Consider the following 17666-nt stretch of genomic DNA (forward strand, 5'->3'; position numbering starts at 1 on the left):
GGGCGGGGGCAGGGCGGGGGCAGGGCGCGGGCAATGACGCTGCGGGTGGAAGGGCTGTGGGCAGCGGACCATGCCGGACCTGAAATGGGAATACGTGAGCGAGAAGGTGGTCCCGCCTTCGCTGAGCGTTTCCTTGGGAGTCACGGATCATTGACAGGTTGGCGTCAAGGCTGCATCCATCCCGGCCTTGTGCGGGTCACCGGGTGCTGACATGCGGCCGTTTTTGTCCGTCATCCCCCGGTGCCGCTGATGCCGGCGCGGGGGCGAAAACCGGAAGGCGTCATGACCTTACTCCGTACCACCTCGGTTGCCCTGCTCGCCGGAGTGGCCGTGCTGGCCCTCTCGGGTCCGGCCCTCGCCGATCCTGGATTCTTCGGGAAACATCACCGTAAGAGCTTTGACGTTCAGGCCCATCGGGGCGGGCTCGGCCTCGTGGTGGAGAGCACTCTCGACTCCTTTGCCAATGGCCTGCGTGTCGGCGTCAGCACGCTCGAACTCGACATCCAGATCACCGAGGACGGCAAGGCCGTCGTCACTCACGACCGCAGGGTGGACGGCCGCAAGTGCCAGGACACCGGCCCGGCCGCCCCGAACGACCTCGAATATCCCTATGTTGGCAAATATGTGAACACGCTCACCTTCGCCCAGGTCAGGATGCTGGATTGCGGGTCCACCACCCTGCCGGACTTCCCCGGGCAGCGGCCCGCTCCCGGCGCCAGGATGCCGCTGCTGAGCGAGGTGTTCGACCTGGTCAAACGCTTCCACGCGCGCGACGTCATGCTGAACATCGAGACCAAGGTGGAGGCGGGAGCCCCGGCGGAGACCGCACCACGTGAGCAGTTCGTCCAGGTCGCCGTGCAGGAGATCCGCCGCGCCCGGATGCATGAGCAGGTGACCATACAGAGCTTCGACTGGGGGTCGCTCATGCGCATGCGCCAGGTCGAGCCGCGGTTGCCGCTCGTGGCTCTCACCAACTACGACTTCCTCCAGACCGGTCAGCCCGGCGCGTCACCCTGGCTGGGCGGAATCGACATCGACGACTTCGGCGGCGACCCGCTCAAGGCCGTCAAGTCCTTCGGTGCCAGCGCGTTCTCGCCCGTCCATGGGTTCCCCCAGAACGGAAAGGTGACCGACCCCGGCTACCGCCCCTACGTGACCAAGACGATGGTCGATGAGGCACACCGCCTCGGCCTCAAGGTGATCCCGTGGACAGTCGATGACGAGCCCACCATGAACAAGCTGATCGACGACGGAATCGACGGTCTCATCACGGACTATCCCGACCGCCTGCGCGGGGTGCTCGCCGGCAGGGGCTACAAGCTGCCGAAGCGGTACCAGGGTCCTCGCCGCTGATAGTGACCTGCCGCCCGCGCAGGCGAGCCCCGTCTGCGCGGGCCTTAATCCTGAACCAAAGAGCTCCCGATTCGACTGGGAGCTGTTAAAGCGTGGCTGCGATCCGTTTGGTGCCCGAACCGGACAAGGCGGCGAGTGCCGCGGGTCGGCCGGTTGCCAGTAGTAGCAGGTCAGCCACTGGTCCGCGGACCTCGTCTGGGCCCTCGCCTGCGGACCAGTTCACGTCGGTGGCGATCAGTTTGGTGCCGCGGAAGCGTTTCGGGCCGCCGTAGAAGCGGCGATTGCGGACATGGTCGAGTGTCGCGATCGCCGCGTCGCCCGGCATTTCGCGTACGAGACCGAGTGGTCGTGCGATGTCCTGCCCGTGTGCCAGCAGGTCGATGAGCGGGTCCCACGGGCCGGAGCCGGGGGAGCGGTTTGTCGAGTCGGCCGACTCGCGGAGTTGGGCGATGAGCTCGGCGGGACCGAAGCTGGCCGCGCGTTCGCGTGCCTGGTCGGCGGTCATCCGGTGGAAGTCGCCGCGCGCCCGGATGGCGTCCTTGATGGTCATCAGAAGCGTGGTACGGGTGGACGTGGTCAGGTGAGCGACCACATCGTGGACTGTCCAGCCGGGGCAGAGGGAGGCGACTTGCCACTCATGGTCGTCCAGGCCGTCGAGGAAATCGGCCAGGCTGAGCCATTCGGCCCGGATCCAGAAAGGGAGTTCATCAGGCACATTCTTGCTCATCGGCCCTGCTCCTCATCGGAATCGGACGAGCCCAAGAGCGGGCGGACCTCCACAGTGCCGAACCGGGCGTCGGGAAGGAGCGCCGCGATCTCCGTCGCGCGCTCCATGCTCACGCAATCGAGCAGGAAATACCCGGCGAGGTGTTCCTTCGCCTCGATGAACGGCCCGTCCGTGGTGGCCGGGACACCGTCGCGTACCCGGACGGTCCGGGTGTTCGCGGGGGCGGTCAGCGCTTCGCCTCCGATCAGTTCGCCGACCTCGAAGAGCTCGCCCATCAGTTCGTCGGACTGTGCCGTCAGTTCGTCGCGTTCCCGTTCCGACATCGCCAGCGCCTCAGGGGCTTCCAAGTGCATGGGATGCGCCCAGTTCCGCGGGTTGGCGTAGATCAACACCATGTACTTCACGGCGGCTCCTCACGTTCGTTCGGCGCCCGGGGCGGGCGCCTCCAAGCGGGGTCGGAGCGCAGGGCCCGGTCTCGACATTCGCCGCGAGGATTTATCTTCTCAGGACGGATGCCCCGGCGTGCGTACCCACTGTCTGCTTCGGCGACGACGCATCATCGGGCTGACCACCTGACTCACCTGCTCACGTCAGCGAAGTAGAACTAGGTGCGCACATTGCTATGGAAGTCTGCACGCACAGGCGATTACCCAGCCGCGGCTCCAAAGGCCGAGAGATGATCGCGCGGGCCGAAACCGAACGGACCGTGGTGATGATGTGCGGCGTCGCGGGTTCGGGTAAGACGACTCATGCTCGGGCGCGGGAAGAGCAGGGCTATGTACGGCTGTCGATCGATGAGGCGATCTGGGCGCGGTACGGACGCGACGGCGCGGAATTCGATCCACAGGTGTACGAGCAGTACCAGGCCGATGCCGAGGAAGAGCTGCGGCAGGAACTGATGCGTTTGATGCGAGCCGGTCGGCGGGTGGTTCTGGACTACAGCTTTTGGCAGCGCGCGACACGCGAACGGTACAAGTCCTTGATCGAGAGCTACGGGTATCGCTGGGAGCTCGTCTACCTGAAGGCCGACCCGGAAACACTGCGTCGGCGACTCGCGGTCCGGAATGAGTTGGGCGGCCCGAACGGCGTCACGGTGTCCGAGAGCGTGCTGGAGAAATACCTGGCGGGCTTCGAAGAGCCGCACGGTGAGGGAGAACACACGATCGTGCAGGGCGCGAGATGAGCGTCTTCCAGAACTAAGAGGTCACCAGTCGCGCCACTCGCCAGTGATTCCGACCGGTCGATGCCGTGTCGGGCTGCCAGGGCGTCGACGTCGATTCCGGCTTCGGTCAATGCGGCATCGAGGTAATCGCAGAGTTCCTCGCGGTCTATCGTGTCATAGTCACTGTCGAACTGGGATTCATTCACCGAGTTCAGCGCTTCGACCACGTGTCTTACCGCCGCGAATATCTCTTTGTCGGTCGGATCGGTGAAGTTGCCGATTCGACCGACGAAGGATGTGAGTACTTGTTCGGTGGCGGCCAGGAATGCCGCATGGTGATGCTCGTGCCAGCTGTCTGTCGGTCTTGTTGGCATTGCGTGATGGTATCGAGGGCTGCGGAGTCGCCACCACTATGCCCGTGACCTGGGCGTACGATTTGTCGGGGGAGGGTTGATGCGGCGGGGGGATCAGGAGAGGCGGCGGGCCGAGTTGGGGGAGGCGGCTTTGCGGGCATTGGGGAGGCGGGGGTTGGAAGGGTTGCGGTTGCGGGATGTCGCGGCGGAGGCGGGGGTTACTTCGGCGGCGGTTCTTTACTATTACGGGGATCTTGGTGAGTTGATGGGGGAGGTTTATCGGCACGGGGTGGAGAGATATTGCCGAGGGCGGGAAGAGGTGGTTGAGCGGGTTGAGGATGCGCGGGAGCGGTTGCGGGTTTGTATTGACGCAGGAGTCCCGCGCGGGCCGGGGGATCTGCTGGCCAGGTTGTTGGTGGAGTATGGGCCGCGTAGTTTGCGGGATCCGCATGCGGCGGCGCTGGAGAGCAGTTTGGTGGAGCGGCAGGTCGCCATTTATCAGGGAGTGCTCGTGCTGGGGCGGGCGCAGCGGCATTTCGAGTTCGAGGAGTCGGCGCGGGTGTTGGCGGGGAATTTCGTCGCGCTGGAGGGCGGGTATCGGATCGATGTGCTGACTGGGCGGCGGAGGCGTACCGATGTCGTCGGGGTTTTGTGGTCGTATGCGCAGAAGAGTGTCGGCGGCCTGGCCGCGTGATGCGACCAGGCCGCCGACCGCAGAGAAACGGCTAGCCGGTGATCAGGTCGAACTGTTCCCAGGGGCCGATGGCGGTGCGGTTGGCGATCAGTGGCTGGGCGCCGCCGCCGTCGGCGCAGACGTAGCGGCTGTTGGCTTGGGCGCGCAGGCTGATCGTGCCGTTGGGGTTGTTGATGACCTGGAAGGTTTCCCACGGGCCGGCCGCGGTGCGGTTCGCGATGAGCGGCTGGGAGCCGGCCGCTTCGGCGGCGACGTAGAGGTTGTTGGCCTTCGAGCGCAGGGCGATGTTGCCGTTGCCGAGGTCGATGCGGTCGAAGAGTCCGGTCGTCGTGACCGTGGACTTGTTGGCGATCAGGGTGGAGTTGGCGGTCACGCTGACGAAGAGGTTGTTGGCGCGGGAGCGGAGGCTTGTCCCGGTTGGGCCGGGGTTGCCGGGGGCGCCGAACCAGGTGAGGTTGACCGCGTTCGCCATGGCCTGGAGGCCGGCGTCGTTGGGGTGCAGGTGGTCGCCCGGGTCGTACGCGGGGAGTAGGCGTTGCGGGTTGGCGGGGTCGCGGGTGGCGGCGTCGAAGTCGACGAAGGAGTCGCAGCCGCTGCCGGTGCCACGGGCCCAGTTGTTGTAGCCGACACGCTGGGTTTCGACCGTTTGGGACCAGCCGCCTGCGCCCTGGAAGGGGGTCAGGGTGGCACAGATGAAGGAGATGCCGCGGGCGTGCGCTCGGTTGATCAGGCTCTGGGTGGCGGTGATCAGCTGGCTGGCGGTGGGCGGTGGGCGGTGGGCGGCGGGTTGCTGGAGGTGAGGTCGTTGATCGGGTTGTCGGCGAAGACCACCCAGCGGACGCCGGGCTGGTTGAGGACATCGCGTTCGAACCGGTTTCCGGCGCTCTGCCCGGCTCCGTCGGCGAGGAGGCGGTTGCCGCTGATGCCCTGGTTGATCACGTCGATGGTACGGCCGGAGGCGTTCAGGCGGGTGGCCAGGCGGTTCGGCCAGCGCCGGTTGGCGATGAAGGAGGAGCCGACGCCATCGACGATGGACGCTCCGAAGGTGACCACCGCGCCCGTCGCGCTGGCGTTGACGACGTCCAGGTTGGCCAGGAAGAAGTAGTTTCCGAACTCCTGGACGCCGGTCAGGTTGGCGCTGCCGCTGACATTGCCGGGGGCGACATAGTTACTTTGTGAGCTCATCTGGTGATACGTGGCCCGGCCGGTGGCCGAGGGCAGATGCACGCTGACGGCCAGGTCGGACTCTGCGGCGACGTTCATCGCGATCTCGTCGCTGGCGGCCAGGCCGCCGACGGGGACGGTGATCGACGCCTGGCCGCCGAAGGTCAGCACCTTGTCGGTGCTGACGTCCACCGAAGATTCCGAGGTACGGCGGGCGACGTGCACATTGGCGAACGTCACCGGCTGGGTGCCGAAAGCGTTGGATAACTGGACGCGGATCGCGGTGCCGCTGATGCTCGTCCGGATGATCTGGCGCAGGGTCTGGTTGCTGAACTGGCGGTCCCCGGTCTGGGGGGACACCGCCCAGGTGCCGGTCCAGGTCGCGGCTGCGGCCGTCCCGGTGGCCAACGGGGTGATCACGAGAGCGATCGCCGAGAGCAGGACGGTCACGAGCGCGGTTATCGACAGCCTGGGGACAGGGCTTCGGTGCATGGTGTCCTTCTCGTTCGGCGGTGACCGGTTTGCGAATGGGCGGCCTTCATCGGCAGTTCGGGGCCTGGCGTAATCACGGTGAGATTAAGCCGACACATCCGGGCCGTCAAGAGATAGATAGGATGTATGAGAGTCGTTTCGGCCTACTTGTGCTTCCTGTACCGCCCAATCTCATCGAGACATCGGACCTTCGACATTCTCGAGTGGAATGGCAGGAACGCACCAATGGGCAGATTGGCTAGCCATGGCATGCGGCTCCGCTGCCTCCGTGACTGATGCCGGGCTGCTCGCCGTTATCCGGCGCCGTTCACGCAGGCGACAGTCCTCGCCGCACCGGCGCCAAGGAGGCGCGGCCCATTCGGCCGGAAATTCTTACGCGGGCGGGGCGCGCGGTGAGTCAGGCGCCGTGGGGCCAGGCGACCGAGACGGATGGGCGGCCCGGGTGGTGAAGGCGGCTGCCTGAAAGGGGCGCGGTGCCGGGCGTGTCAGGGCTTTGGGGGGAGGTCGTTCAGGATGGTGTCGAGGCAGCGGATGAATTCGTTCTTCGCGCGGCTGTATGCGGCTGCGTCGCCGTCGGACAGATCCAGTAGCAGCCTTTTCATGTGCGAATACGAGAGTGCCATATCGCGATTCCGCAGCAGCCGGTCGCGGAAAACTCGCTCGTGGCTGTGCTGCCATTGGTATTCGTTCACCACGTGAATGTGAAGGTCGGGGTTCCCGTCCGGGCCCCAGCGGCGATAGAACGTCCGTCCGCCCAGTTCGGCGATGTTCATCCGGGTCAGGCCCATGCCCGTGATGACCTGATCCACCTGGTCACGCGCCTCCGGTGGGACTTTGATCATGATGTCCAGGACCGGTTTCGACCATAGTTCGGGGACCACGCGGCTGCCGACCGCTTCCATCTCGATGTCCCACCCGGCGAGAGATTTGGCAAGAATTCCGCTTATTTCGTTATACAGGGTTACCCAGTCGGAGGAATACTCCGTCAGGACGACCTCGTATTCGTGTCGCTTCTTGTCCGCCAATTTTCCTCCAGGACATATCATCCCATCCACGGATGAAGGTGGCTAGAGTCCTAGAACGTGAGGCGCTGGCGAGTGCTCGGGGTGGTCGCGTTACTCGTCATCCCCAGCGCCGCCCCCCAGGGCGACGAACGCACCAGGATCGTCTCCACCGCGTACGCGATCATCGGAACCCTCCCCTACTCCTGGGGCGGCGGCCACGCTCCCCGCCCGGGCCCGTCCCGAGGCACCTGCGCCGGATACGAGGGAAAAATCAAACCCTGCCCGGCCAAACGGACCCGTGGCCTCGACTGCTCCGGCCTGACCCGCTGGGTCTACCACATCGCGTACGGATGGGACGTTTTAGGCCCAGGAAACACCGACTCCCACCTGAAACGCCTCCACCGGACCACCGACCCCCGCCCGGGCGACCTCGTCTTCTTTGGCAAGCGCAAACGCACCCACCACGCCGGCATCTATATCGGCGACGGCAAGATGATCAACGCGTACGCGACCGGAACCGTGATCCGCGTGGACGAGGTCGATATTCTCGACGATCTCCTGGGTTACTACCGATTCTGACCCAACCTATGCTTTTCCCACCATGGTGCGTATACGTGTTTTGGGGCAGTTGACGGCCGAGGTGGCAGGGCAGTCCGTTGACCTGGGAACCTCGCTTCAACGTGCGGTGGTGGCACGGCTGGTCTCCGCCGCCGGGCACATCGTCTCGACGGATCGTTTCATCGACGATCTCTGGCAGGGCCAGGCGCCGCCCAAGGCCCTCGCCGCCCTCCAGGTCTACGTCTCGAACCTGCGCAGAGCCCTCGAACCCGGACGATTGCCACGCACCCCGGCGACCGTGCTGGTCAGCGCGCCCCCGGGCTACCGCCTCCAGCTGGCCCCCGACGCCGTCGACGCCTGGCGCTTCCCCCGGCTGATCGATGAGGCGGTGCGCGAACTGAACGCGGGCCACCCGGAGACCGCGATCAAGCGAATCGACGAGGGACTCGGCCTGTTCACCGGCCCGGCCTACGCGGAGTTCGCCGACGAGGAGTGGGCCGTCGCCGAGGCCGCCCAGCTGGAAGAACTCAAGCTGGTCGCCATCGAGTACCGTGCCGAGGCGGGCCTGGCGCTGGGCGGGCAGGCGGCAGCCGTACCCGAGTTGGAGCGGCATGTGACCGCGCATCCGTTGCGGGAGAACGCGGTGCGGTTGCTGGCGCTTTCCTACTATCGGGCCGGGCGGCAGGGGGAGGCGCTCGCGGTCATCCGGCGGACCCGGGAGCTGCTCGCCGACGAACTGGGCGTGGATCCGGGGCCCGCGCTGCGCACCCTCGAAACCGACATCCTCGCTCAGACCGAAACACTCCAGCACACCCCTCCGCCGGTACGGCCCAAGTCGGCCGTCATGTTGCCCAGCCCCGAGATCGTCGGACGTACCGCCGAACTCGCCCGGCTGACGACGGCGGCGGGCCTGGCGCGCGGCGGGTTCCGGGTCGCCTGGCTGGGCGGGGACCCGGGCGCGGGCAAGAGCACGCTGGCCGAGGCGCTGGCCCGGCAGCTGGCCGGGCAGGGCTGGACCACGGCGGTCGGGCGCTGCCCGGAGACGCTGGGCGGAGTGCCGCCCGCGTGGGCGTGGAGTGAGGTGTTGCGGCAGTTGTTCGGGGTTCGCACCCCGACGGCGGAGGTCGCCGCCCGGCTGGCGCCCCTGCTTGTCGACGACGCGCCGCCGGTGGGGCAGTTCTGGCTGGCCAGGGCGGTCGGCGAGTTTCTGGACGGGGTGCCGGGGCCGCTGCTGATCGTGCTGGAGGACGTGCACCGGGCCGACGACGAGACCCTGCACCTGCTCCGGCATCTCGCGGCGCGGCTGGCCGAAACCCAGGTGCTGGTCCTGCTCACGCATCGTCCGTCGGAGGCCAGTGACGACCTGATGGCGACGGGGGCGGCGCTGGCCGTACAGGCGGCGGAGAATTTGACGTTGGACGGGCTGGGCGTGGCGGATGTGGCGACGCTGGTCCGGGAACGTTCCGGGGTCGAGGTGAGTCCGGCGACGATCGTCACGATCGCGGAACGCACCGGCGGGAATCCGCTCTTTGTCAGTGAAATGGCGCGGCTGTTGGGGGCGGAAGGGGCCGCCGCGGCTTACCGGCTGCCGCCCGGGGTGCGGGATGTGCTCCGGCGGCGGCTGGCGCGGTTGCCGGCGACGGCGCAGACGACGTTGCGGAACGCGGCCGTGCTGGGGCGGGACGCCGACGCGGACGTGCTGATCGCGATGCCGGACTCGGACGAGGAGACCGTGCTCGACGGCCTGGAAGCGGGTGTTCTGTCCGGGTTGCTGACCGAGCCCGCGCCGGGGAAGGTCAGGTTCGCGCACGTGCTCGTCCGCGAGACCCTTTACGAGGACATTCCCCGTCTGCGCCGGACCCGGCTGCACGCGAAAGTGCTCACGGCCCTCGAATCGGTACGGCCCGGCGATGTCGGCGCGCTGGGACATCACGCCCTCGCGGCCGCCACTCCGGCCACCGCGATTCGGGCGGCCGGATATGCCCTGCGGGCCGCGGCCAAGGTCTCCGCCCTCTACGCCCATCGCGAGGCGGTCAGCCTGCTGCGGGACGCGCTCGACGTCCTCGATCAGGCCACCGAGCCGGACCACGCGGTCACCCTGGACGTCATGTGCCGGCTGGTGTCGGCGCACGTGCACGCCGGTGATGTCAGCAGGGCGTTGAAGACGCGGGCCGAGGCACTGGCACTGGCCCGGCGGCTGGGTGATCCGCAGGGGGTCGCGCGGGTGGCGGCCTCCCTGGACGCACCGCTGCTCTGGACGATCCGGCCGACCAATATCCCGGACCTGGAGATGATCGCCGCCATCCGGGAGTCGATCCCGCTGGCGGACCCCCCGCTCCGGGGCCGGCTGCTGGTCGCACTGTGCCACCAGCTGGAGGGGCACGACATGGCGGGCATCGAGGTCGCGAGCGCCGAGGCGAGCGAGATCGCCCGCGAACTCGACGATCCCGTCCTCCGCTGCATGGCACTCAACGGCCTGTACTGGGTGGTCAACTATCCGCTCCGGCGCGCCGAACTGGCGGAAGTGGGACGGCAGCTGCTGGAGATATCCGAGGCGCACGGCCTGCCCGCCTACCGGGCGCTCGGGCACTACCTGATGATCATGGTGACGCTGGGCGACTGCGACCGGGCCCAGGCGCGCTGGCACGCCGAACAGGCCACCAAGCTCGCCACCAGCGGGCAACTCGGGCACATGCTGGCGATCGTCGCCATTCTCGACGAGATCGACCTGGTCATGGCGGGCGACTTCGCCGCGGCCGAGGCCGCCTGCCAGACGCTCGCCGATCAGATCGCGGAGACCGGCGGAGTCAACGCGTCGGCTTTCGGGGCCCTCGCCCTTTTCGCGATACGGCACCTGCGCGGGCGCGGCGGCGAATCCGTGGCGGAGATCAAGGACGTCATGCACCTGTACGGCGACGAGTTGCACGAGGCGTACATCCGCGCCCTGGTCGCGGCCGGGCGACTGGACGAGGCCCACGCCGAGTGGCAGCCCGGCTCCCCGCCGGCACGCGGGGTCTACTGGGAGTTCATGGCCGTCCTTCGCGCCGAAACCGCCATGATCCTCGACAGTCGCGAGGTCGCCGCGGAGTGCTATCGCGACCTGGGACTGCTGGCCGGGGAGTTCGCGGGCATGCACACCGGCTCCGTCACCCTGGGTCCGATCGACCATACTCTCGGCGAACTGGCCGAATACCTTGGCGACCGGTCGGCCGCCCGCGCGCATCACGCCGCCGCCGTGGAAGTCGCCAACCGAGCCGGTTCTCCCTATTTCGCCCAGCAGGCCCGCAAGGCGCTTCGCCGACTGTGATCCGTTATGCGGTTGTCGAGCCGAAGATCAGCCGGTGTCGGCGGCGGTGGCCTGGGCGGATCATGGCGATCATCAGCGTGATGATCGGGCCTGCCTTGGCGCGGAGGTGGGCCAGTTCGGCCGGGGTGGCGTAGTGGGCCACCCAGCCGAGGTCGAACTTGATGCTGCCGCCCTTGCGGATCTCGTTCTCGGAGTGCTCCCAGTCGGCGGTCGTGACGTATTTCTGGATGACGGGGAAGATACGGCGTTCCTCCTCCTCAATGTGTTCATCGAGGAGTTCGGAGAGCTTCCGAACAGAGGCGGCCAGCGCGCCGATGGCGTTCCGGTTCGCGACGAAGGCGCGCCCGGCGGACTCCATCTCGGCGAGCAGCGGGTCGAGCACCGAGTGGTCGTCGGAGAGGTCGGTGAGGTCGACGGCGGCGCCGGCCGAACGTTCGAGCAGCGGCCAGACGATCTCGTCCTCGCGGGTGTGATGCTGGTGGATGGCGTGCCTGATCTGGCCGACGAAGTCGGCGAGGGCGCGGGCACGGGCGGGTGAGACGTCGGTGCGGCCTGCGGCGATCGCCTCAGTGAGGGCGACAAGAAGGTGCAAGTCGCCACGCATCGCGCGGTGAATGATCCGGATTCCGGTGAGATCTGGGGTTGTCATGGAGCTACCGTGCGCCCGCCCGCTTAACGTCGACCTAGTGTCGACTTGGTGAAACGCGAGTGGCGTGTGTCATTGCCCGAAAATGACGGTGCTGGACGCTAGTTTGTCGAGCTATGGACAGTCGATGGGTGGGACCGGACGGATACGACATCGTGCCCGCGCTTCTCGACGGGCGCCAGGTGCTGCGCGTCAGAAAGAACGGGCAGGTGATCGCCGACTGCCTTTCGGTCGAGGCGGTCGCCCGACATGTCGACCTTGCCGACCTCTGTGAGGTCATTCCGCTGCCCCGCCGCGTCGCCGACCGCTGGGCCGCTGTCCCGTAGCCGCCGCTGTCCCATAATCACTGCTGTCCCGTAGCCGCCACTGTTGCGTTGATTCCGAGAATCCGCAGGCCAAGCCATCTACGGTCGAGGTATGCGCCTGTCCATCGTCCTCGCCGCCGCGTCCCTGGCCGCCGTCTCCTGCGGCACTTCCACCCCATCTGGTACGCCTTCGGCGACCGCGACCCCCGCCTCGGTCTCCCCTTCCTCAGAGCCGCAAACCGGGCCGGTCTATGTCCTCAACCTCTTCGGCGACGAACAGGGCAGACCAGACCAAAGCCCGAAAAATCTGGTCGTGTCGGAGTTCAGTTCGCTCAGTGAGGTGACCTGGCGGAACTGGGGGCCGGCCACCGCCGTCGGCGCCGGCAAACTGAGCGGCAGCTGGTGCCTGCCGGAGTGCCTCGACAAGCCCTATGACGCGACCGTGACACTGAGCTCGATCAAGGTGGCGCAGGGCCAGTCCTATTTCTCCAGATACGACATCGAAGTGGACTTGCCGGTGGCTCAGCAGGAGGGCGCCGACCTGAGCGGAACCCTCGCCACGCCCTGATCCCGATCCCGATCGAGGGCGGGATTTGATTTCACATCCGTCGGGGCGGACGTGTATGGTTGCACCTGTCCGCAGCGCGCGAGCGACGCGGATGCCGCCCCTATAGCTCAGTCGGCAGAGCGTCTCCATGGTAAGGAGAAGGTCAACGGTTCGATTCCGTTTGGGGGCTCCAGCTACCAGTGAGAACAGGCCATCACCGGACTCCGGGATGGCCTTTTGATCTTCTGGAAGCGATCCTGATCCGGGCCAGATGGCCAGTGTCTTGACTCTGGGTCCGGTGGGTTAGGATGGCGGTTGGCAAAGGGATGACACCTGCCGGTGTCGGGGTTCCCTGCCGAAAGTGATGTGGGGGCTCCGGTGAAAGTCGTGGGCTTCTTAGCCCGATCCTGGCGATGCGCGCATGTGCGTGACTGTCGTGCAGGTCGGGTATCCTTGCGTGGCCGGTGAATTTCGTCGGCCTCCAGGCGGAGTAGCTCAGTCAGGCAGAGCAAACGGCTCATAATCGTTGTGTCGCCGGTTCAAGTCCGGCCTCCGCTACTACCCTGCCGGGTCCCCCTCCATAGGAGCCCGGTCCGGGTTCGTCCAGAGTCCCAAACGTAGAAAGGCACTCCCACGTGGCTGCCACAGACGTTAGGCCGAAGATCACGTTGGCCTGCCAGGAGTGCAAGCACCGCAACTACATCACGCGGAAGAACCGGCGTAACGACCCGGATCGGCTTGAGCTGAAGAAGTACTGCCCGAACTGCAAGACGCACCAGGCCCACCGCGAGACCCGCTAGCCCTAAAGGGCCGCTGGTTCGCCTCCCTTTCGCATCTTTCAAGGTGCGGAGTTCGAGGTTCCATAGCGACGTGCGACTTCGTGGTGCGTTCGTAGGTGGGCGGTTCTTTTAGGTCGATGGGTCTTCTTGCTTTGCCTTTTGTCAGGCTAAGCGGCCATTGGTGTATTCGCGAACCGGCGTACCCGGAATGGGGCGCCGGTTTGTTGTGTCCGCACAGTGCGTGCGGGATGGGCTTGGCGGGTTCGGCAGCGGGGTTTCCCGGCTGGACTGGCTACGGTGGAGTTGGCCGCGCAGACAACGGAATCTTGTTCTGTTACTGTCGGTTTCCTGTCTCTTGCCGCCGAAGGAGCACGTGCCCGATGGCTTTGAATCGCGATTTCCTTGGGCGGGCGTACGCGTCGTCCGTTCCCTACGAGGTCAGCCGCGTGAAGATCAAGGAGTTCGCGGCCGCCATCGGCGACACGAACCCGATCTACCGGGACCGGGAGGCCGCGGTCGCCGCCGGGCACCCCGATGTGGTGGCTCCGCCGACCTTTCCCATCATTTTCAGCCTGTCCGGGGCGGGTGAGGCGCTCTCCGACCCCGAGTTCGGGCTGAACTTCGCGATGGTGGTGCACGGGGAGCAGCGATTCAGCTACCAGCGGCCGATCTACGCGGGTGACCAGCTGATCTGCACGTCGACGATCTCGGAGATCCGCAGCGTCGGGCGGAACGAGTTCCTGACGGTCAAGAGCGACATCACGACCGTGGGCGGGGAACAGGTCTGCACGACGTACAACGTCATTGTCGAGCGTGGAGGGGCGGCGTAACCATGGCTGCGACGATCAAGTATGACGAGGTCGAGGCCGGCCAGGAGATCCCGGCGGTCGAATACCCGGTGCGCCGGGTGAACCTGGTCATGTACGCCGGGGCGTCCGGGGATTTCAACCCGATTCACTGGAACGAGCGTTTCGCCACGTCGGTCGGGCTGCCCGATGTGATCGCGCACGGCATGTTCACCATGGCCGAGGCCGGGCGGTTCGTGACCGACTGGGCAGGGGATCCGGCCGCGGTGGTCGACTACGGTGTGCGGTTCTCGTCGATGGTGGTCGTGCCGGATGACGAGAACGGGGCGACCCTCGTGGTGAGCGGGGTGATCGAGGAGAAGCTGGAGGACAAGCGGGTCCTGGTCGCGCTGACCGCCAGGTCGGGGGACTCCCGGGTGCTGTCCAAGGCGCGCGCCGTGGTGCAGCTGTCCTGATCGGCCGCCCGCGATAGTTTCGGATGTGGCTGGGTAGCGTCATTTAGGTGACTGAACCTTCACGTGATGTTGTCGAGCTGGCCGAACGGCGGGCGCAGGCGCGCGCAGAGCGTGACTTCGTGTCCGCCGACAACTTGCGGGACGAGATCGCGGCGGCTGGGTGGATCGTGCACGACACGCCCGGCGGCGGCTTCGAGCTCACCGCGAAACCACCGTTCGAGGTCTGGCCGACGGTGGAGTCGATCCCTGTCACCGCGGTCGTGGTGGATATTTCGCGACTTGATCAGGGTGGGTCCAAGGCCGGGCAGGCGTTGACGGGGTCCGAGGATCGGGCGCGTCAGTGGGAGCAGGCGCGGGACCAGGCGGTCGCCGCCGAGCGGGCGGGGGATCGGCCGGAGCGTTCGCACGAGGGTGCCGGTCCGGCGCTCAAGCCGCAGCATGCCGAGGCCGCGCGCGTGGCGAATGAGGCGAGCGGGGTCGTCGACGATCCGACGGCGCCCGGGGGCATGATCGAGACCGCGCTGACTCGGGCGGGGACGCCGTCGATGGTCGCGTCGCAGCTGCTGTGGGACGGCAGCAGCGCCACCTCCAGAATCGACCAGGTCATCGCCGATCACGAAAAATCCGTGCATAGGGCCGCGGAAGAGGCTCTCGACCGCGATCGGCGTGAGCAGGCCGGTGAGCCGAGCTCTGGCGCGCCCGCTGAGCAGAACGAGCGCCCGCTCGTTTCGGTGGGGATCCTGGTGGACGGGTGGCCCGATGATCTGCGGACCTGCGTCGAGTCGCTGATCGCGCACACGTCCGCGCAGATCGTGGCCCTGGACCTGGGTGATGTCGACGGCGCGGGAGCGATGCTGCACGAACTCGCTCAGCGCTACCCGGATCGCGTCAAAGCGTGGCATGTCGCCGAGAAGCCGCACTGGCGGGAAGGCTCGGCCGGTTGGGGCGCCGCGCGGAGCAAGCTGCTGCACCTGGACAACGCGCAGGTGCACGTCGTCCTGGAGACCTCGACCGTCTTCGAGGGTGACGCGATCACCCCGCTGGTGCACGCCCTGGACGCGGACGGCGTCGCCGCCGCCGGCTGGCGTGGGGTGATCCCCGCCAACAACGGACATCAGTGGGCGGAGGCCGGACCCGGCGAGGTCAAGGCGCTGCTCGGGCATCTGTTCGCGGTCCGGCGGCTGACCGCGCTCGGCGTCGGCGGATTCCCGGAACGGGCGCGTTTCTCCCGCCACGCCGACCTGGAGTTCTCGCTGAACCTGCCGGGCAAGCTCGTGGTCCCCGAGAAGGATCTCCCGGTTCGGGAGGAGCGGCACCGGGGCTATCACGACGTCGATCCGGAATATCGTGACAAGGAGTCTCGGCGCACCTACGACCGGGTGCTCAAACGCCTGCGCGAAACCGGGGACGACTAGGCTGGTCGGCGTGTCTGATCGTTTGACAGGGGTACGGCTCGCGCCGTACACGACGCTGCGGCTGGGTGGGCCCGCGCGGGCGTTCGTGTCGGCGGGGTCGCAGGAGGAACTCGTCGAACTCGTCGCTGAGGCTGATCGGGTGGGGGAACCCGTGCTGGTGCTCGGCGGCGGGAGCAATCTCGTGCTGGGGGACGGCGGGTTTCCCGGGCTGGTGGTGAAGGTCGCGTCGGCGGGGGTGGAGATCGGGCCGGCGGGGCGGGTGACCGTACAGGCGGGGGAGGATTGGGACGGGCTGGTCGCGCGGTGCGTGGCCGAAGGGCTGTCCGGGGTGGAGTGCCTGTCCGGGATTCCGGGGTTGGTGGGGTCTACGCCGATTCAGAATGTGGGGGCGTACGGGCAGGAGGTCGCGCAGACGATCTCGTCGGTTCGGGTGTATGACCGGGTGACGGGGGAGACGCGGGATCTGCCCGCGGCGGCGTGTGGGTTCGCTTATCGGGATAGTGCCTTCAAAGCGGATGCCGGGCGGCATGTGGTGCTGACGGTTACCTACGATCTGGCCGAGTCCGGGGTGTCGGGGCCGGTGGCGTACCAGGAGCTGGCCTCGGTGCTGGGGGTTGAGCTGGGGGCTCGGGTGCCGCTGGCGGCGGCGCGGGCCGCGGTGCTGGGGTTGCGAGGGGGGAAGGGCATGGTGCTGGACGCGGGGGATCCGGACACGATCAGTGCGGGGTCGTTCTTCACCAATCCGATTCTGGGGGCGGTCGAGGCAGCCGAACTGGAGCTGCGGGCGCCCGGGTATCCGCGGTGGGGCATGCCGGGGGACCGGGTCAAGGTGCCGGCGGCCTGGCTGATCGAGAACGCGGGGTATCCGAAGGGGTACGAACGCGGGCCGGTACGGATCTCCACCAAGCACACGCTCGCGCTGACCAACCCGACGGGGGCGGCGAGTGCGGCGGAGCTGCTGGCGCTGGCCAGGGAGGTTCGCGATGGCGTACGGGAGAAGTTCGGGGTCACATTGGTGAACGAACCGGTCATGGTGGGAGTAAGTCTCTGATGGGCTAGGGTGGGAGCACCCGAAGGGGAGTAGTCCAGAATCCGGTGATCGACATACTGGCGCGTTTCGCGTCCGGTCCCGGGGCCCGAGTGGCGGACGAGACCTTCGGTCCGACAGTGATATCAAGCTGCCGGACCGAAGTCATGCTCTCTGTGTGGAACGCGGTCCGGTTGCTGTGAACGGAAGGGCAACCCCCGCGTGGAAGCGTTCTGGATCTCCCTCGTTGTCATCTTCGTGGCCGAGCTCGGTGACAAAAGCCAGCTGATGGCCCTGACCTTCGCGACGCGCTTCCGGACCCTGCCGGTTCTTGTGGGCATCACCATCGCCACCACGGTCGTCCATCTGCTCAGCGTCGCCATCGGCGGCGTCCTCGGCGACGCGCTGCCCACCGCCATCTCCATCGCGGCCGGAGTCGCCTTCCTCGGCTTCGCGCTCTGGACCCTGCGCGGCGACGAACTCACCGCCGACGAAGCCAGGAAAGCTCAGCAGACGACCAGGTCAGTCCTGGTCGCCGTGACGGTCGCCTTCTTCCTCAGCGAACTGGGCGACAAGACCATGCTCGCCACCATCACCCTCGCCACCCAGCACGGCTGGTTCGGCACCTGGATCGGCTCCACGGTCGGCATGGTCGCCGCCGACGCCCTCGCCATCGTCGTCGGCCGCCTCCTCGGCACCCACCTCCCCGAAAAGTGGATCAAATACGGCGCCTCCGCGGCTTTCGCCATCTTCGGCATCATCCTCATCGCCGAAGGCATCACGCAGCTGTAGAGGTCCTCGCCGTTAGCCGGCGCCGATGGACTTCGTGCCGCTTCTCGCCGCACCGGCGCCAAAAGCTTCAGGTCAGGCGG

The 17666-nt window shown here is 67.1% G+C and carries 19 protein-coding genes, 2 tRNA genes and 1 pseudogene; 16 read left to right on the plus strand and 6 right to left on the minus strand.

Features of this window, described 5'->3' with window-relative positions; all coding sequences use genetic code 11:
• The first annotated feature begins 282 nt into the window (after positions 1-282).
• Positions 283-1353 carry a glycerophosphodiester phosphodiesterase family protein gene (locus tag Acor_RS30755; protein WP_155340274.1) on the plus strand — a complete coding sequence of 357 codons (1071 nt, stop codon included), beginning with the start codon at positions 283-285 and terminating at the stop codon, positions 1351-1353.
• An 85-nt stretch (positions 1354-1438) separates the two neighbouring features.
• Here the strand turns inward: Acor_RS30755 and Acor_RS30760 are convergent, their stop codons facing one another.
• Both Acor_RS30760 and Acor_RS30765 read right to left on the minus strand, forming a co-directional pair.
• Positions 1439-2080, minus strand: a complete 642-nt coding sequence (locus Acor_RS30760; protein ID WP_155340275.1) for a maleylpyruvate isomerase family mycothiol-dependent enzyme — start codon at positions 2078-2080, stop codon at positions 1439-1441.
• Positions 2077-2475: a YciI family protein gene (locus Acor_RS30765; RefSeq protein ID WP_155340333.1), complete on the minus strand. Its 399-nt coding sequence runs from the start codon at positions 2473-2475 to the stop codon at positions 2077-2079. Before Acor_RS30765 ends, Acor_RS30760 begins: the two co-directional genes overlap by 4 nt.
• 281 nt (positions 2476-2756) lie before the next feature.
• On the opposite strand from Acor_RS30765, the gene Acor_RS30770 reads away from it, so the two are divergent.
• From Acor_RS30770 to Acor_RS30775, 3 genes and pseudogenes are all read left to right on the plus strand, one after another.
• Positions 2757-3263, plus strand: coding sequence for a P-loop nucleotide/nucleoside kinase family protein (locus Acor_RS30770; RefSeq protein ID WP_155340276.1), 507 nt, complete (start codon positions 2757-2759; stop codon positions 3261-3263).
• A 432-nt stretch (positions 3264-3695) separates the two neighbouring features.
• A pseudogene (locus Acor_RS46430) lies at positions 3696-3848 on the plus strand (TetR family transcriptional regulator); the annotation flags it as partial.
• A 66-nt stretch (positions 3849-3914) separates the two neighbouring features.
• Complete coding sequence (locus Acor_RS30775; protein ID WP_246239357.1) at positions 3915-4289, plus strand: hypothetical protein; 375 nt, start codon at positions 3915-3917, stop codon at positions 4287-4289.
• 31 nt (positions 4290-4320) lie between these two features.
• Here Acor_RS30775 and Acor_RS30780 read toward each other — a convergent pair whose 3' ends face one another.
• The 3 genes from Acor_RS30780 to Acor_RS30790 all read right to left on the minus strand — a co-directional run bounded on the left by Acor_RS30780 (position 4321) and on the right by Acor_RS30790 (position 6970).
• The gene (locus tag Acor_RS30780) at positions 4321-4761 is read right to left on the minus strand and encodes a fascin domain-containing protein (protein WP_155340278.1); all 441 of its coding nucleotides are present in this window, start codon (positions 4759-4761) and stop codon (positions 4321-4323) included.
• A 275-nt stretch (positions 4762-5036) separates the two neighbouring features.
• Positions 5037-5903, minus strand: coding sequence for an SGNH/GDSL hydrolase family protein (locus tag Acor_RS30785; protein WP_170317149.1), 867 nt, complete (start codon positions 5901-5903; stop codon positions 5037-5039).
• A 527-nt stretch (positions 5904-6430) separates the two neighbouring features.
• Positions 6431-6970 (minus strand): GrpB family protein, encoded by a 540-nt coding sequence (locus Acor_RS30790; RefSeq protein ID WP_170317150.1) that lies wholly within the window; start codon positions 6968-6970, stop codon positions 6431-6433.
• A gap of 57 nt (positions 6971-7027) precedes the next feature.
• Between Acor_RS30790 and Acor_RS30795 the strand changes: the two genes are divergently transcribed.
• The gene (locus Acor_RS30795) at positions 7028-7528 is read left to right on the plus strand and encodes a C40 family peptidase (RefSeq protein WP_155340281.1); all 501 of its coding nucleotides are present in this window, start codon (positions 7028-7030) and stop codon (positions 7526-7528) included.
• 22 nt (positions 7529-7550) lie between these two features.
• A complete protein-coding gene (locus Acor_RS30800) occupies positions 7551-10814 on the plus strand; it encodes an ATP-binding protein (RefSeq protein ID WP_155340282.1) in 3264 nt (1087 codons plus the stop codon).
• A gap of 4 nt (positions 10815-10818) precedes the next feature.
• Here the strand turns inward: Acor_RS30800 and Acor_RS30805 are convergent, their stop codons facing one another.
• The gene (locus tag Acor_RS30805; protein ID WP_155340283.1) at positions 10819-11463 is read right to left on the minus strand and encodes a hemerythrin domain-containing protein; all 645 of its coding nucleotides are present in this window, start codon (positions 11461-11463) and stop codon (positions 10819-10821) included.
• 113 nt (positions 11464-11576) lie between these two features.
• Here Acor_RS30805 and Acor_RS30810 point away from each other — a divergent pair, with 113 nt between their 5' ends.
• From Acor_RS30810 to Acor_RS30855, 10 genes are all read left to right on the plus strand, one after another.
• On the plus strand, positions 11577-11786 hold the full coding sequence (locus Acor_RS30810; protein ID WP_155340284.1) for a transposase: 210 nt from the start codon (positions 11577-11579) through the stop codon (positions 11784-11786).
• A gap of 91 nt (positions 11787-11877) precedes the next feature.
• Positions 11878-12333, plus strand: coding sequence for a hypothetical protein (locus Acor_RS30815; RefSeq protein ID WP_155340285.1), 456 nt, complete (start codon positions 11878-11880; stop codon positions 12331-12333).
• 96 nt (positions 12334-12429) lie between these two features.
• A tRNA-Thr gene (locus Acor_RS30820) sits at positions 12430-12505 on the plus strand.
• 291 nt (positions 12506-12796) lie between these two features.
• A tRNA-Met gene (locus tag Acor_RS30825) sits at positions 12797-12870 on the plus strand.
• Positions 12871-12947: 77 nt separating this feature from the next.
• A complete protein-coding gene (gene rpmG, locus Acor_RS30830; protein ID WP_030921771.1) occupies positions 12948-13112 on the plus strand; it encodes a 50S ribosomal protein L33 in 165 nt (54 codons plus the stop codon).
• Between the two features lie 359 nt (positions 13113-13471).
• Complete coding sequence (locus Acor_RS30835; RefSeq protein ID WP_155340286.1) at positions 13472-13921, plus strand: MaoC family dehydratase N-terminal domain-containing protein; 450 nt, start codon at positions 13472-13474, stop codon at positions 13919-13921.
• A gap of 2 nt (positions 13922-13923) precedes the next feature.
• Positions 13924-14352, plus strand: a complete 429-nt coding sequence (locus Acor_RS30840; RefSeq protein ID WP_155340287.1) for a MaoC family dehydratase — start codon at positions 13924-13926, stop codon at positions 14350-14352.
• Between the two features lie 47 nt (positions 14353-14399).
• Positions 14400-15767, plus strand: a complete 1368-nt coding sequence (locus Acor_RS30845) for a glycosyltransferase family 2 protein (protein ID WP_155340288.1) — start codon at positions 14400-14402, stop codon at positions 15765-15767.
• A gap of 10 nt (positions 15768-15777) precedes the next feature.
• Complete coding sequence (locus tag Acor_RS30850; protein ID WP_155340289.1) at positions 15778-16818, plus strand: UDP-N-acetylmuramate dehydrogenase; 1041 nt, start codon at positions 15778-15780, stop codon at positions 16816-16818.
• 198 nt (positions 16819-17016) lie between these two features.
• Positions 17017-17586 (plus strand): TMEM165/GDT1 family protein, encoded by a 570-nt coding sequence (locus Acor_RS30855; RefSeq protein WP_155340290.1) that lies wholly within the window; start codon positions 17017-17019, stop codon positions 17584-17586.
• The last annotated feature ends 80 nt before the right edge of the window (positions 17587-17666 follow it).

Origin of the sequence: Acrocarpospora corrugata (genome assembly GCF_009687845.1) — a bacterium.
In the GTDB taxonomy this organism is placed as follows: domain Bacteria; phylum Actinomycetota; class Actinomycetes; order Streptosporangiales; family Streptosporangiaceae; genus Acrocarpospora; species Acrocarpospora corrugata.

Coding starts and splice junctions, on each gene's coding strand:
- Acor_RS30755 (WP_155340274.1), top strand. CDS start 283: ATGACCTTACTCCGTACCACCTCGGTTGCCCTGCTCGCCGGAGTGGCC.
- Acor_RS30760 (WP_155340275.1), bottom strand. CDS start 2,080: ATGAGCAAGAATGTGCCTGATGAACTCCCTTTCTGGATCCGGGCCGAA.
- Acor_RS30765 (WP_155340333.1), bottom strand. CDS start 2,475: ATGGTGTTGATCTACGCCAACCCGCGGAACTGGGCGCATCCCATGCAC.
- Acor_RS30770 (WP_155340276.1), top strand. CDS start 2,757: ATGATCGCGCGGGCCGAAACCGAACGGACCGTGGTGATGATGTGCGGC.
- Acor_RS30780 (WP_155340278.1), bottom strand. CDS start 4,761: ATGGCGAACGCGGTCAACCTCACCTGGTTCGGCGCCCCCGGCAACCCC.
- Acor_RS30800 (WP_155340282.1), top strand. CDS start 7,551: ATGGTGCGTATACGTGTTTTGGGGCAGTTGACGGCCGAGGTGGCAGGG.
- Acor_RS30805 (WP_155340283.1), bottom strand. CDS start 11,463: ATGACAACCCCAGATCTCACCGGAATCCGGATCATTCACCGCGCGATG.
- Acor_RS30810 (WP_155340284.1), top strand. CDS start 11,577: ATGGACAGTCGATGGGTGGGACCGGACGGATACGACATCGTGCCCGCG.
- Acor_RS30815 (WP_155340285.1), top strand. CDS start 11,878: ATGCGCCTGTCCATCGTCCTCGCCGCCGCGTCCCTGGCCGCCGTCTCC.
- Acor_RS30835 (WP_155340286.1), top strand. CDS start 13,472: ATGGCTTTGAATCGCGATTTCCTTGGGCGGGCGTACGCGTCGTCCGTT.
- Acor_RS30840 (WP_155340287.1), top strand. CDS start 13,924: ATGGCTGCGACGATCAAGTATGACGAGGTCGAGGCCGGCCAGGAGATC.